At 64.2% G+C, this 14,466-nt stretch carries 12 protein-coding genes; 11 read left to right on the top strand and 1 reads right to left on the bottom strand.

Annotation, left to right across the window (positions count from 1 at the left end; genetic code table 11):
• The first annotated feature begins 130 nt into the window (after positions 1-130).
• The 11 genes from HYG77_RS07680 to HYG77_RS07630 all read left to right on the top strand — a co-directional run bounded on the left by HYG77_RS07680 (position 131) and on the right by HYG77_RS07630 (position 11,925).
• Positions 131-1,219 carry an ABC transporter ATP-binding protein gene (locus HYG77_RS07680; RefSeq protein ID WP_280123309.1) on the top strand — a complete coding sequence of 363 codons (1,089 nt, stop codon included), beginning with the start codon at positions 131-133 and terminating at the stop codon, positions 1,217-1,219.
• 9 nt (positions 1,220-1,228) lie between these two features.
• Positions 1,229-2,023: an ABC transporter permease gene (locus HYG77_RS07675; RefSeq protein WP_109327969.1), complete on the top strand. Its 795-nt coding sequence runs from the start codon at positions 1,229-1,231 to the stop codon at positions 2,021-2,023.
• Between the two features lie 4 nt (positions 2,024-2,027).
• The gene (locus tag HYG77_RS07670; protein ID WP_109327971.1) at positions 2,028-2,888 is read left to right on the top strand and encodes an ABC transporter permease; all 861 of its coding nucleotides are present in this window, start codon (positions 2,028-2,030) and stop codon (positions 2,886-2,888) included.
• The gene (locus tag HYG77_RS07665) at positions 2,885-4,243 is read left to right on the top strand and encodes an MCE family protein (protein WP_109327973.1); all 1,359 of its coding nucleotides are present in this window, start codon (positions 2,885-2,887) and stop codon (positions 4,241-4,243) included. The genes HYG77_RS07670 and HYG77_RS07665 overlap by 4 nt, the downstream gene beginning before the upstream one ends.
• Complete coding sequence (locus tag HYG77_RS07660) at positions 4,240-5,319, top strand: MlaD family protein (RefSeq protein WP_109327975.1); 1,080 nt, start codon at positions 4,240-4,242, stop codon at positions 5,317-5,319. The genes HYG77_RS07665 and HYG77_RS07660 overlap by 4 nt, the downstream gene beginning before the upstream one ends.
• Positions 5,316-6,311, top strand: a complete 996-nt coding sequence (locus tag HYG77_RS07655; protein ID WP_109327977.1) for an MCE family protein — start codon at positions 5,316-5,318, stop codon at positions 6,309-6,311. The genes HYG77_RS07660 and HYG77_RS07655 overlap by 4 nt, the downstream gene beginning before the upstream one ends.
• Positions 6,311-7,570 (top strand): MCE family protein, encoded by a 1,260-nt coding sequence (locus HYG77_RS07650; RefSeq protein ID WP_208962334.1) that lies wholly within the window; start codon positions 6,311-6,313, stop codon positions 7,568-7,570. Before HYG77_RS07655 ends, HYG77_RS07650 begins: the two co-directional genes overlap by 1 nt.
• Positions 7,567-8,850, top strand: a complete 1,284-nt coding sequence (locus HYG77_RS07645) for an MCE family protein (protein ID WP_208962333.1) — start codon at positions 7,567-7,569, stop codon at positions 8,848-8,850. Before HYG77_RS07650 ends, HYG77_RS07645 begins: the two co-directional genes overlap by 4 nt.
• Complete coding sequence (locus HYG77_RS07640; RefSeq protein WP_208962332.1) at positions 8,847-10,094, top strand: MlaD family protein; 1,248 nt, start codon at positions 8,847-8,849, stop codon at positions 10,092-10,094. Before HYG77_RS07645 ends, HYG77_RS07640 begins: the two co-directional genes overlap by 4 nt.
• Before the next feature lie 134 nt (positions 10,095-10,228).
• Entirely contained in the window at positions 10,229-10,888 is a 660-nt protein-coding gene (locus HYG77_RS07635; RefSeq protein ID WP_208963314.1) for a hypothetical protein, read from the top strand.
• Positions 10,889-10,968: 80 nt separating this feature from the next.
• Positions 10,969-11,925, top strand: a complete 957-nt coding sequence (locus HYG77_RS07630) for a hypothetical protein (RefSeq protein WP_208962331.1) — start codon at positions 10,969-10,971, stop codon at positions 11,923-11,925.
• A 114-nt stretch (positions 11,926-12,039) separates the two neighbouring features.
• Here the strand turns inward: HYG77_RS07630 and HYG77_RS07625 are convergent, their stop codons facing one another.
• Entirely contained in the window at positions 12,040-14,211 is a 2,172-nt protein-coding gene (locus HYG77_RS07625) for an MMPL family transporter (RefSeq protein WP_208962330.1), read from the bottom strand.
• Positions 14,212-14,466: the final 255 nt, after the last annotated feature.

Raw genomic sequence — 14,466 nt, 5'->3', positions numbered from 1 at the left:
TTGCATTGTGGGACCCCGTGTTGGCATGCGTTCTTACCGGTGAGTAGCATACTCTGTCACAGGTAACACTTCGATGCGATAGAGTGACCCAACCCACACGGGGTGTATGCATCGAACGGTCGCGGAGGTAATGGTGGGTGTCGAGGTAGCCGTCGAGGGACTGACCAAGTCGTTCGGCTCGCAGAGGATCTGGCAGGACGTCACGTTGACCCTTCCGGCAGGTGAGGTCAGTGCGCTGCTGGGCCCGTCGGGTACGGGTAAGTCGGTGTTCTTGAAGTCGTTGATCGGTCTGCTCCGCCCGGAGCAGGGCTCGATCGTGATCGACGGCACCAACATTCTCGAGTGCTCGTCCAAGGAGCTCTACGAGATCCGGAAGCTGTTCGGTGTGCTGTTCCAGGACGGTGCCCTGTTCGGGTCGATGAACCTCTTCGACAACGTGGCGTTCCCGCTGCGCGAGCACACGAAGAAGTCCGAGTCCGACATCCGCAAGATCGTGATGGAGAAGATGGAACTCGTCGGCCTGCTCGGGGCCGAGGAGAAGCTGCCGGGTGAGATCTCCGGTGGTATGCGCAAACGTGCCGGTTTGGCCCGCGCCCTGGTACTGGATCCGCAGATCATCCTCGTGGACGAGCCGGACTCGGGTCTGGACCCGGTGCGCACCACCTACATCTCGCAGACGTTGATCGACATCAACGCCGAGATCGACGCGACCATTCTGATCGTCTCGCACAACATCAATCTCGCGCGGACGGTGCCGGACAACATCGGCATGCTGTTCCGTCGGCATTTGGTGATGTTCGGTCCGCGGGAGGTGCTGCTGACCAGTGAGGAGCCGGTGGTCAAGCAGTTCCTGAACGGCACGATGATCGGTCCGATCGGGATGTCGGAGGAGAAGGACGAGGCGCAGATGGCGCAGGAGCAGGCGATGGTCGACGCCGGTCACCATGCCGGTGGTGTCGACGACGTCGAGGGCATCGTCCCGCAGATGAAGGCGACGCCGGGGATGCCGTTCCGGCAGGCCGTGGCCCGCCGGCAGGAACGCGTCCGCCACATCATGCACACCCTGCCGCCGAGCGCGCAGGCCGCAATTCAGGAAAGCCTCGACGAAACATCCGGCAACGGCGGCCACTACGACTACGCCTACAGCCAGGAAGATACGCAGGTCCTCCCGGCATACCGGGGCGAAGGATACGAGAACACCACTCACGGGCAAGGGTAGGCATAACGGATGGGGGTTACCCGCAGCTCCGTCTTGCGGCCGGTCAACGGTGCGCTGACGCAGGCCGGAAACATCGTCGAGCTTTTCGTCGACGTCGCACGAAACACGTTCAAACGACCGTTCCAGTTCCGCGAGTTCATCGAACAGGCCTGGTTCATCGCGAGCGTGACGATCCTGCCCACCGCTATGGTGGCGATTCCGTTCGGCGCAGTGGTGTCACTGCAGACGGGGTCGCTGATCAAGCAGCTCGGCGCCGAGTCGTTCACGGGAGCGGCCAGCGTGCTCGCCGTCATTCAGCAGGGTTCCCCGCTGGTGACAGCACTCCTGGTGGCCGGGGCTGCGGGCTCGGCTGTCACGGCGGATCTCGGTGCGCGAACGATTCGCGAAGAGATCGATGCCATGGAGGTTCTGGGTATCAACCCCGTGCAGCGCCTCGTGGTGCCCAGGGTCCTCGCGATGGTTCTCGTCGCGATTCTCCTCAACGGATTGGTGTCCGTGGTCGGTATCGCCGGCGGCTACTTCTTCAATGTGATTCTCCAAGGGGGCAATCCCGGTGCGTACCTGGCATCGTTCTCGGCCTTCGCGCAGCTCCCCGACATCTGGGTGGGTGAACTCAAGGCGGCCGTCTTCGGTGTCATCGCCGGTGTCATTGCGGCGTACAAGGGTTTGCATCCGAAGGGCGGTCCCAAGGGTGTCGGTGACGCCGTGAACCAGTCGGTGGTCATCACGTTCCTGCTGCTGTTCTTTGCCAACCTGATCTTGACCATGGTGTACCTCCAGATCGTTCCGGCGAAGGGATCGTGACCCGATGACAATCGCAAAGGGACGCGGTGACCGGACGCTCATGGCTGCGCGCCGTGTCGGGCGTGCGCCACTCAACGTGCTCGACCGGGCCGGCGAGCAGATGTCGTTCTACGCCAGGGCGATCGCGTGGTCGCCGCACACGCTCGTGCACTACCGCAAGGAAGTTCTGCGGTTGCTCGCCGAAGTGACCTTCGGCAGTGGGGCGCTCGCAGTAATCGGCGGAACCATCGGCGTCATCGCGATGATGTCCGGGTTCACCGGGGTAGTCGTCGGATTGCAAGGTTTCGCAGCCTTGGAGCAGCTGGGCAGCTCCGTGCTCACCGGCTTCCTGTCCGCCTACGTCAACACCCGTGAGATTGCGCCAATCGTTGCAGCTCTCGCACTTTCGGCAACAGTCGGTTGTGGTTTCACTGCGCAGCTGGGGGCCATGCGTATTTCCGAGGAGATCGACGCACTGGAAGTCATGGCGGTGCCGAGTGTTCCGTTCCTTGTGACCACACGCATGATTGCCGGATTCGTTGCCGTCATTCCGCTCTACATCGTGGGTCTTCTTGCGGCGTACCTTGCGTCCCGGCTCATCAGCACGACGTTCAATGGCCAATCGACCGGTTCGTACGATCACTACTTCAACTTGTTCTTGCCACCGCAAGACGTTCTCTACTCGTTCGCGAAGGTCTTGATCTTCGCTTTCGTGCTGATTCTGATTCACTGCTACTACGGCTACCACGCCTCTGGTGGCCCCGCCGGTGTGGGTGTGGCCGTAGGCCGGGCGGTCCGCACGGCGATCGTGACGATCGCCGTACTCGACTTCTTCCTGAGCCTCGCCATCTGGGGCACGACGACCACAGTGAGGGTGGCCGGATGAGCAACACATCGTCTGTTGTGGGTCGACGGGTGTTGGGGCTGGTGTTCTTCCTTGTCCTGGCCCTGTTCCTCGCAGTCACGATCGGCATGTTCAACAAGACGTTCACCAAGGTGGTCAAGATCGGGTTGGTTACCGACACGGTCGGAAACGCGCTGCCGCCCAACGCGGACGTCAAGGTGCGTGGCCTGATCGTCGGTGAGGTGCGCTCGGCTTCCACCACAGAGGGTGAGGTCACCTTGGAACTGGCCATACAGCCGGACAAGGCCGAACTCATTCCGTCCAACGCCACGGCGCGACTGTTACCCAAAACCCTGTTCGGCGAACGGTACGTGTCGCTGATCGTGCCGGAGGGGGACACGGCTCCGCACATCCAGGCCGGTGACGTTCTCGAGCAGGACAAGAGCGGGAACGCCGTCGAGATCGGCGAGGTCCTCGACGGCTTGCTGCCGCTGCTGCAGGCGATCCCGCCGCAGGACCTGGCGAACACGCTCGGTGCCCTGTCGCAGGGACTCAGTGGACGCGGCGCCGAACTCGGTCTGACGCTCGATCGGCTCGAGGAGATCTTCGCCGGACTCAACACGGAACTTCCTGCGATTCAGGAAGACCTGCGGGGCATCGCGGACTTCTCGCAGACGTATTCGGAGGCGGCACCGGACCTGGTCAACGCGCTCGACAACCTGCGGACCACAGGGAACACCGTGGTGGAGAAGCAGAACGAGCTCTCCACCCTGCTGGTGTCCCTGACCGGGACGGGTGCGAGCACGGCGGACCTCCTGGAGACCAACGCCGAGTCGATCGTGAACATCGCGGCCGATTCCCGTGAGGCGCTGCAGATTCTCGGCCGGTATTCGCCGAGCTTCGGCTGCACGTTCGCCGGATTCGCGAAGACGGCTCCCATCGCACGTGCGCTGCTTGCGCCGGACGACCCGAACCCGGGTGTGCGTGCCAGCGTGCAGTTCGTCAATCCGAAGGGCCGATACTTGCCTAACCAGGACGAGCCGCGCCTGCTCGACAACCGCGGACCCGCCTGCTACGACAACGTCACGGCGCCCGGCGGCAAGTTCCCGCAGTATCCGGGTGGGTCGTCGTACAACGACGGTGCCTACCAGGTACCTTCGCGTAACCCGGGACCGTCCACCATCGACTTCTTCCCCGCGCCGGCCGGCGTGCCGGACCAGGTTCCGGGATGGGGAGCCGAGGTCACACCCGCCAGCTATGCGGGTTCGAAGATGGAACAGGACACGCTAGACGTCGTGTACGGCGAAGCAGGAGGCATGGCGCCCGAGGACGTGCCGAGCTGGACGACACTCGTCGGTGCACCGACCATGAGGGGGACTGAGGTGAGTTTCAAGTGAGGGGCCTCCTTGCGCCGTTGATCAAGCTGATCATCTTTGCCGTGGTCACGATCCTGGCCACAGGTCTGCTCGCGGCCACGATCGCCAACCTCGGTGGTGGTGGCGGCACCAAGTTCAACGCGATCTTCTCGGATGTCACCTCCCTCAATGAGGGTGACGAAGTGCGTATCGCAGGTGTCCGGGTCGGTCAGGTCGAGAAGATCGCGATCGTCGACGATCGCGAAGCCGAGGTGCAGTTCACCGTGGCTGATCGAGATTGGTTGCCCGCGAGCACCACTGCGACGATTCGATTCCGGAACCTTGTGGGGCAGCGGTACATCTCGCTCCAGCAGGGCGAGGGCCAGCAGGGGAAGAAGATCACCGCCGGTGACACCATTCCGCTCGAGCGGACCAAACCCGCAGTCAACCTCACGACGCTGTTCAACGGATTCCGTCCGCTCTTCCAGACACTGAGTGCCGAGGACGTCAACAAGTTGTCCTACCAGATCATTCAGGTGTTCCAGGGCGAGTCGGGAACCATCACCGAACTCGTGCGGAACACCGCGAGTCTCACCAACACGGTGGCGGACAAGGACCGGGTGATCGGTGCGGTGATCAACAACCTCAACGATGTGCTCGCCACGGTCAACCAGCGCGACGACCAGCTCGATGCCCTGATCGTGAACACACAGCAGCTCGTCACCGGGTTGTCCGAAGAGCGCGGTACGGTCGGGTCGGCGGTCACGTCCCTCGCCGGCCTCACCGATGCGACCGCAGATCTCCTCGAACCCACGAGGCCGTCCATTCAGGAGTCCATCACTTCGCTCAATACGCTGGCGACGACGTTGAACCGCAACTCGGATACGGTCAACGGCGTTCTGGAAACTCTTCCCGTCAAGCTCGAGAAGCTGGGGCGGGCGGCCAGTTACGGCTCGTGGTTCCAGTTCTACCTGTGCGGAATCGACATCGTTGCAGGCCCGGGAACGGCACCTCAACTGAACTTGCCCACCGGCCTGCCGACCGTGAACCAGCCGCTGTACACCAACTCGGCGAAACGGTGCTCGCTGGATGGCCTACGGGAGTTGCAAACACGATGAGAAAACGTCGCAGCCCGGCAGTGGCTGGTGCCCTCGGCATCCTCGTGGTGCTTTTGGCGACCCTGTCGGCATTCTTCCTCGACTCGCTGCCCTTGATCGGCGCCGGATCGACCTACACCGCGCAATTCTCCGAGGCTGCAGGCCTGAAGCCGTCCAACGAGGTGCGCATCGCCGGTGTGAAGGTCGGCAAGGTCACCGCTGTCGAACTCGACGGAGACCACGTCAACGTCGACTTCAAGGTCACCGATGCGTGGGTTGGCAACGAAACCTCGGCATCTATTCAGATCAAAACGATTCTGGGCCAGAAGTATTTGGCTCTCGACCCCCGCGGTTCCGACTCGTTGAATCCCAATGACCCGATTCCGCTGGAGCGCACCACCTCTCCCTATGACGTGGTGGAAGCGTTCTCGGCGGCAGCGGAGACGGTGGGCGACATCGACTCCGATCAGCTGGCGGAAAGCATGGTGACGTTGTCGCAGGCCTTCGAGGGCACGCCGTCGGAGATCCGCGCGTCGCTCGACGGCGTCAGCAGGCTGTCGGAGACCATCGCGAGCCGCGACCAGGAACTGCGGAAGTTGTTCGACGCGACCGGTACGACGACGAAGGTACTCGCCGACCGCAACGCCGAATTCAACCGGCTGATCACTGATGCGGGCCTTCTGCTCGCCGAACTCAACAGTCGCCAGCAGTCGATCTCACAGCTGCTGACCGGAACCCAGAGGCTGTCGCAGCAGTTGACAGGTCTCGTACGCGAGAACGAAGCCACGATCGGTCCCGCACTCGAACAACTCAACGGGGTCGTCGAAATTCTCAAGGCCAACAACGAGAACCTGGACAGGGCGATGAAACTGTACGAACCGTTCGTCCGCCTGTACACGAACGTGGTCGGCAACGGGCGCTGGTTCGACCAGGTCGTGGTCAACCTTCTTCCGCCGGGTCTCCCGGACATTCCCAGACCCCGTGATCCCGTCCGTACGTTGGGGGGTAACTGATGGCTGACGCCGGCAACGGAGAAACCCGGGGAACCAACCGCGGTCAGATCGCAGTAATCGCGGCGATCGTCATTGTCGCGCTGGTGGTCGCGGGGGCGCTGTGGTGGGTGTTCACCCGCGCAGGCACCACCAAGATCACCGCCTACTTCGACAAGTCCGTAGGCATCTACGAGGGTTCCGACGTCCGTGTCCTCGGAGTGAAGGTCGGATCGATCAACTCGGTGGAGCCACAGGGTGACCAAGTGAAGGTCGAGATGCGGGTCGACCGCGGCATCGACATTCCCGCCGACGCGAAGGCCGCACAGGTCACACCGTCCGTGGTCGCCGACCGCTACGTTCAGCTCACGCCCGTCTATACCGGCGGAGAGACGATGGAGAGCGGGGCCGTGATCCCGCGGGATCGCACGGCTACGCCCGTCGAGGTGGACGAGCTGTACGCGAGTATCGAGAAGCTGTCGGCCGCCCTTGGTCCGGAAGGTGCGAACAGGGAAGGTGCACTGACCGAATTCGTCGAGACCGGCGCCGCGAACCTCGATGGCAACGGTGAGGCGTTGGGGCAGAGCATCAATCAGCTCTCGGACGCCGCACGAACGCTCAACGAGAGTCGTGGCGACCTGTTCGACACCGTCAAGAACCTCCAGGTGTTCGTCAGTGCTCTGGCTGCCAACGATCAGCAGGTCCGGGAGTTCAACACGCAGTTGGCCGACCTGTCCGGATTCCTCGCCGGCGAGCGCGAAAACCTCGGTGCGGCGCTGAACCAGCTGGCCATCGCTCTCGGTGACGTCTCGAAGTTCGTCGCCGACAACCGGGAGCTGCTCGCCGAGAATCTCGACGATCTCGTCCCGGTCACCCAGACGCTGGCCGACAACCGCGACTCGTTGGTGAACTCGCTGACATTGCTCCCGTTGGCCGTCAGCAACCTGGCCAACTCGTACGACGCGGAGTCCGGGAACCTGGCATCGCGCCTGGCGTTCCCCGAGCTCCAGGATCCTGCCGGTGTGATCTGCAAGTTGATCGACCTCGGCAGGCTCGTGCCCGGTGATCCGCGTTTCGAAGCGCTGGGGCGTCAGATGCAGCCGTTGATCGACAACTGCAAGAACATCACCTCGCAGATCACGGCATCGGTGACCTCGCCGACGCTCGTGCTCCCGTTCGGAATCCTGAGCGGCGAGAACATCCAGCGAACGGTCACTCCCGGCACGGTGCCGGGTGTCGTGTCGCCACGGTTCGACGACGCAGTAGGCGGTGAGGGCGAATGAGGCGTTCGGTCATTGTCGGTGCCGGGGTGTGCGCTGTCGCCCTCGCAGTGAGTTCCTGTTCGTCGGAGGGTATCTACGGTGTTCCGCTGCCCGGTGGGCCGGACGTCGGGAGCGACCCCATGCACCTGATGATCCAGTTCGACGACGTGCTCGACCTGGTACCCCAGTCGGCCGTCAAGGTGGACGGTGTGCCGGTGGGTCGGGTGGAGTCGATCAAGGTGGCTCCGGACGGCTGGTCGGCCGATGTCGAGGTCATCCTCGATTCGTCGGTGGACCTGGCTGCAAACGCGGTCGCGGCAATCGAACAAACCAACCTCCTCGGCGAGAAGTTCGTGCAGTTGTCCGAACCGCCGGAAGACAAGGATCCGGACCGGTTGCAGAGCGGCGACACGATCAGCCTCGATCGCACCCGGCACGCCACCGAAATCGAGCAGGTCCTCGGTGCGCTGTCGCTGTTGCTCAACGGCGGTGGTGTCGGGCAGCTCCAGCCGATCGTGCACGAACTGAGTACTGCACTCGACGGTCGTGAAGGCCGGGTGCGCAGTTTGCTGGAGCAGGCCAACACGCTCATCGACGGTCTCAATCAGCAACGGGACGACATCACGCGGGCGCTCGACGGCCTCGACGCCCTGACGACGCGCGTGAACGAGCAGAACGAGAAGATCGGGCTCATCCTGGACGACCTGCCGATCGCTGCCCAGGTGCTCAACGAGCAACGCCCGCAGCTGACGCAGATGCTGGTGCAGCTCGATCGGCTCGGTGCGGTCGGCACGGATGTCATCACCCGATCGAAGAACGATCTGATCGCCGACCTCCTGGCGCTTCGTCCGACACTCAAGGCGCTGGCCGATGCCGGCGACGACCTACCCAACTCCCTGGCGTTCATCCCGACGGTTCCGTTCCCGGACGGAGTCGAGCAGATCGCTCTCGGCGGCTCGGTCAACCTTTTCCTGTCGGTCGATCTCCAGATCGGCGACGCGCTGAGCGCACTCGGTGTCGGGCAGGGCAATCCGGTGTACGTGTCACCGAAATTCGGCGAGCCGAAGCCGATCGTCGACCCGACCAACCCGTACTACAACGGCAACGGTCCGCGACCGGGCTGGCCGACGATCTCACTGTTGCCGGTGCCTCCGATCGTTCCCGCCCCGACTTCGGGCCTGCGGCTCCCGGCGCTGCCCGGCACCGCGCCCGCCGGCGCGACCCCGGGCGCGGAGACACCGTCCCCGCAGAACCCGATGGGGGGACTGCTCGAGCAGTTCGGAATTGGGGGTGGACAGTGAGATCGCGACTGGTCAAGATTCAGCTCGTCGCTTTTGCCGTGGTCGCGGTGTTGGGCCTCGTCTACGTGGGCGCCAAGTACGTCCGCCTCGACAATCTGCTCGGGTTCGGCGAGTACGACGTGAACGCACAGTTCAGGGATTCCGGCGGCATCTTCACCAATGCCGAGGTGACATACCGGGGAGTGCCGGTCGGACGGGTCGGCGAGCTGTCACTCACGTCGGACGGACTGAACGTCGAACTCAAGCTCAAGAAGGGCGGCCCCGAGATCCCCGCTTCGGCCAAGGCAGTCGTCGCCAACCGTTCCGCGATCGGTGAGCAGTACGTCGACCTCCAGCCGGACAGCGACGAGGGCCCGTACCTCGCCGAGGGCTCGATGATCACCGAGGCCAACACCTCGACCCCCGTGCCGGTGGAGCAGGTGTTGATGAGTGTCAATGGGCTCGTCCGGTCGGTTCCGACGGACGCGCTGCGTACGGTCACCACTGAACTGGGAACGGCATTGAACGGCAAGGGCGAGGATCTCCAGACGCTGGCGGATGCTCTGTCCACGCTGACCGATGACGGGCTCGACGTTCTACCGGAAACCCTGACCTTGATCCGCGACAGCCAGACGGTATTGGCAACGCAGTCGGATCAGTCGTCGGCGATCATGCAGTTCAGCTCGGATCTCGACGCCGTCGCTGCGCAGCTGCGCACCAGTGACCCCGACGTGCGGGCGGTCATCGACAAGGGCATTCCTGCCAGCGACGAACTCGGCCTGCTGGTCGATCGGACGGGGCCCAGTCTCACGACCGATCTGACCAACCTGTCGGCGCTGGGTCAGAAGCTGGCGCCTCAGGCGATCGCATTGCGACCGATCCTGATGTTCCTTCCGGCCATCGCCGCTTCCGCATCGACCGTCGCGCCGAACGACGGAACGGTGCACCAGGGCATCGTGCTCGAGACGAACAACCCGCCGTCGTGCACGATCGGTTACGAGGGGACTCATGAAATCCTCGCCGAAATGCAGCGGCGGGACCCGAACTTCGACGACACCCAGCAGGACTTCCCGTACAACACGGAGGCCAATTGTGACGTGCCTCAAGGGAGCGTGACCGGTGTGCGAAGTGCAGACCGAATCGTGTTCGCCGATCCGGACACGATTCAGCCCTGGGATTTCAAGCCGAAGGTCATGCCGGACACCCTCAACTTGAATCCCATCGCAACGCAGCTCGCTCCGCTTCTCGGGGTTACTCCCAAGTAGCATCTCGGGTTCCATTCGAGCGAGCCGAAGAAAACAATCAGTAGGGTATTGGTGTGACGCGAACTACCACGCCCCCGGAGTCGAACTCATCGGCTCCGGGGAAGGACAGAACTCTGAAGGCCTCGTTTGCTGCGGTGACCGCACTGGTGGTGGTCGCGGTGATTGCAGCCGGATGGTTTGGCTTCGGGTGGGCGAGAGCGCTCTTCGTGGACAAGCCGATCGCCGACGCACGAGATTCCGCGTTGAACGGTGCGCAGCAGGCGGCGATCAACCTCAATTCGGTCGACTCCGCAAACCTCGAAGGTTCCTTCGAGAACATGAAGTCGTCCATCACGGGCGACAAAATGAACCAGGATCTTCAGGCGACCATGGACGGGTTCACCGACCAGATGCGCCAGTCGGGTGCGACGAGCAAGGCCGAACTGATGCAGGGCACTCTGACGGAGCTGAACACGGATGACGGCCTCGCGAAGGCACTGGTCGTCGTAGCGGTCACCACGACGTGGCCTGACCGTTTCGACAAGTCCAAGGTCACCATGAGGTTGGACGTGCAGGACGTCGACGGTGTCTGGAAGGCGTCTTCCGTCGAGCCGGTGGGTGCGCGTATCCCCCTCGAAAACGGCCCGCTGCCCGCCGACGGCGCCGCACCGGCACCGGCAGAGCAGGCACCGGCAGAGCAGGCACCGGGAGAGCAGGCACCGGCACCGGGGGAGCAGGCCCCGGCACCGACCGATGGTCCGGCCGCCCCCGCGCCCGAGTTGGTTCCGGCGCCCGGTGACACCGGCGGTCAGTAGTTGTGATGAGCCGCGCCGGATTCGTCGCCGCGGTGCCCACGTCGACGAGAGTTCGTCGTGCAATGAGAAAGTGGTGAACTATGCCCCCCAAGCGCCGTAACAACGTGCCGGACAGCGCTGCAAAGGGCAGGCGTCCCCGGGTAGCGGGAACCCGCAACCGTGTCAACGACCCGGCATCGCGAGTAACTCCGCCGCCTTCGCCCACGACGAAACTTCCGAAGAAGTCGTCGACTGATCCCGAGCAGGACCCGACCGCGAAAAGCCCTGTCGAGCAGGAGAATGTGGCGGCAGCGGCTGCCGTCGACACGGCCGCGACGCCGGACACGAAGACCGCTGACACGAAGACCGCTGGCACCAAGCCCGCGGAAACGGGCGAGCCGGTGTCGATGGCGAAGTCGACGTCGGTGAAGAAGGCAGCGCCGGGCGCCAAGACTGTGTCCACGGCCAAGGCAAGTGCGGCGGGAAAGGCGAAGGTTCCCAACCTGCAGCCGCGTATCAGTACCCAATCGGCTCCGACGGCGACACCGGAGATCGGCAGTAGCCGTATCACGTGGAAGCTGGTGGGGATCCTGGGTGCTGTCGCAGCGGTGCTGGGCATCTTCGCGGTCGTGGCGGCATTTCAGCCGGGTGGGCACATCACCAACACCGCGTGGGTGGACGAGAGTGGCACCGCCGAGGTGACCAAGGCCGGGACCGAGGCGATCGAGTCGCTGTACACCTACAACTACGAGACGATCGACCAGGATTTCGACAAGGCCCGTGGTTACTTGAACGAGGCCAAGCGTGCCGAGTTCGATCAGACTGCGGCGACGACGAAAGACGCGGCCATCCAGACCAAGACTGCCACCGAGGCGTCGGTCACCGACATCGGTGTCACCTTCCTCGAAGGAGACAGGGCGGAACTCTTGGCGCACATGAACGTGAGTGCCACGGGAGACGCTGTGGCGCAGGGCAGTGCGGCAACGCCGTTGTCGGTCAAGCTGGAGAAGGTCGACGGCAAGTGGGTGCTGTCCGACATCTCGGACAGCGAAGGCTGAGCTGATCTACGCTCCCCGGACGAGCGGCCTCGAAAACAGTGTAGGCAGCTGAACCGTGTAGTCAGCTGAACAACGAATTCGCCAGTGCGACTGGGGTCGTGCGGTTCGGTGTGCCTATCGGCGTGACGTGTCGACCGGCAAAGTATGTGCCGCAGCGGTTTTCGAGTGTCCGTTCGCGTCGGGCGGTACCCGTCGCGGCGTGAGGAATGTGGGCGCCCACCAGTTCGCTTCACCCATCAGTGCGACGAGGGCGGGGACGAGCATCATCCGGATCACGGTGGCGTCGATGATCAAGGCCACGATCATGCCCAGGCCGATGAACCGTATCATCGTCAGGTCCGAGAGGGTGAAGGCTCCCGTGACAACGATGAGTAGTGCGGCCGCGGCCGTGACGATGCGGCCGGTGTGCGCGGTGCCGATCCGCACGGCATCTTCCGTTGACGCGCCCTGCTCGTGGGCCTCGACCATCCGCGACATCAGGAAGATCTCGTAGTCGGTGGAGAGTCCGAACACGACGGCGATGATGAGGACGACCATCGTCGCGGGCAGTGGGCCCGGCGTCACACCGAGCAGTCCGGCTCCGTGACCGTCCTCGAAAATCCATGTGAGGATGCCGAACGAGGCGGCGAGGCTGAGCGCGGCCATCGCGATCGCCTTCAACGGCAGGACCACGGAGCCGAAAGCCGGGACCATCAGGGCGAAGGTGACGGCCACCATGATCCCGATCATCCACGGCAGAGTGGCGCCCATCGAGTCCAGCCCGTCGGCGGTGAGGGCGTTGAGTCCGCCGATCTGTTTCTCGGTGCCTGCCGGCGATGGGAGATCGCGAAGAGTGGCTGCCGTCGTCATCGCCCCTTCCGTTCTGTCGGCGTCGTCGAAAATGGCCCGGATTGCGGTGAAGCTTTCCGTGGTGCCGACCGGAACCACGCGGCGAACGCCCTCTACCTCCGCCGTCGCCTGAAAGAACTCCGCCGTCGCCGACGCCGGCGGAGCCTTGCCGTCGGTGCCGAACAGGACGAGAGTCGCACCGTTGTTGGCGAGCGGGAAGTCGGTGGCCAGGTCGTCGACGGCGAGGCGGGCCGGATGACCCGCGGGCAACCCGGTGTGATCCAGGTCGCCCAGCGAGGCGCCGACGAGCGGGGCGGAGAGGACCAGCAGACCGGCGACGATGCCGACGGCAACCGCGACGGGCCGCCGCATCACCCGGGCGGCGACACCGCCCCAGAATCGGTGCGCCCGGTCCTCGCTACGTTCGACCACTCCCGGGCGCCAGGTGAGCGAGTTGATTCGGGGGCCGAGGACGGTAAGTGCGGCGGGTAGCGCCGACAGCGACAGGACAGCGGCGATACCGATGGCTGCCATGCCCCCGTAGGCGAACGACCGGACCAGCGCCTGCGGGAAGACGAGCATGCCCACGAAGCCGCAGACGAGGAGAAGTGCGGAGAACCCCACGGTCCGTCCAGCGGTGGCCATCGTGCGCTGAACAGCCTCCGAGGTCTCGGCCCCGGACCGCAGTTCCTCACGGAAGCGGGTTACAACGAACAACCCGTAGTCGACGGACATCCCCAGTCCGACCAGGCTGGCGATATTGATCGAGAACGCGCTGACCTCGGTGGCGTAGGAAATTCCTCGCAGTGCACCGAGTGCGCCCAGGATCGCGAGGCCGCCGATGCACAGGGGGACGGCGGCCCCCACGAGTCCGCCGAAAATGACAAGGAGCAAGACCAGGAGGATCGGGAAGGAAATGGCTTCGGCCGTGATCAGGTCGCTCTCCGACTCCTCGTTGTACGCATTGGCGATCACGCTGAATCCGCTGAACTCGGTATTCACACCATCGATGAGGAGAAGGGGTGCGAGATCGTGGTACGCGGCGATCCTGGTGTTCTCGCTGCCGTGTAGAGACAGGACGACGAGTCCCTCGGTGCCGTCGGTGGAGCGCAGAAACTCCCGGGCCTGCGCTGGCGCCGTCCAGTACGAGAGGGGAGTGTTGGCAAGCGCAGCCGGATCGATCTGCGCCAGCCGCGCGGACACCTCGGGACCCAGGGCGTCGATCGTCTCTCCGGGACGTGCCGTGTAGGTCACCGCGAGGTCGGGCGTCTGGCGGCCGAACTCCTCCTCGATCAGGCTCTCGACGCCGGCCGATTCGCTGCCTGGGTCGGTGTACCCACCCAGGCTCAGCCGGTCGAACACCCCCGAACCCCAGGCGCCGCTCGCCAGCACGAGAAAAATCACCGCCGTCAGGACCAGCTTCGGGCGGGCAACGACGAGAGCACTCCAGCGCGTCACGGCCCTCCTTCCCCCGAGGTCTCGGCGATCGCGTGGGCATATTGTTCACCGCCCCCGGGCTGCGGGGAAGGGGTGGTGAACAGGCTCGGCGGGCGGTTCTCGACGACGCGGAGACGACGCGACACGCACGCTGACTCTTGACGCCGGGGTGATCACGCGTCACTCTGATGCGCGAACATGCGCTTCCGGCGCGTGGCCGAGCGCCCGGCTGGGTGCTCCTTCGGCTGCCCGACTCGACATCTGCTGAGTTTGGGT

It is taken from the genome of Rhodococcus sp. ZPP, assembly GCF_017656075.1.
GTDB classification, from domain to species: Bacteria; Actinomycetota; Actinomycetes; order Mycobacteriales; family Mycobacteriaceae; genus Rhodococcus_F; species Rhodococcus_F oxybenzonivorans.
This window is presented reverse-complemented; position numbering and strand designations above follow the sequence as displayed.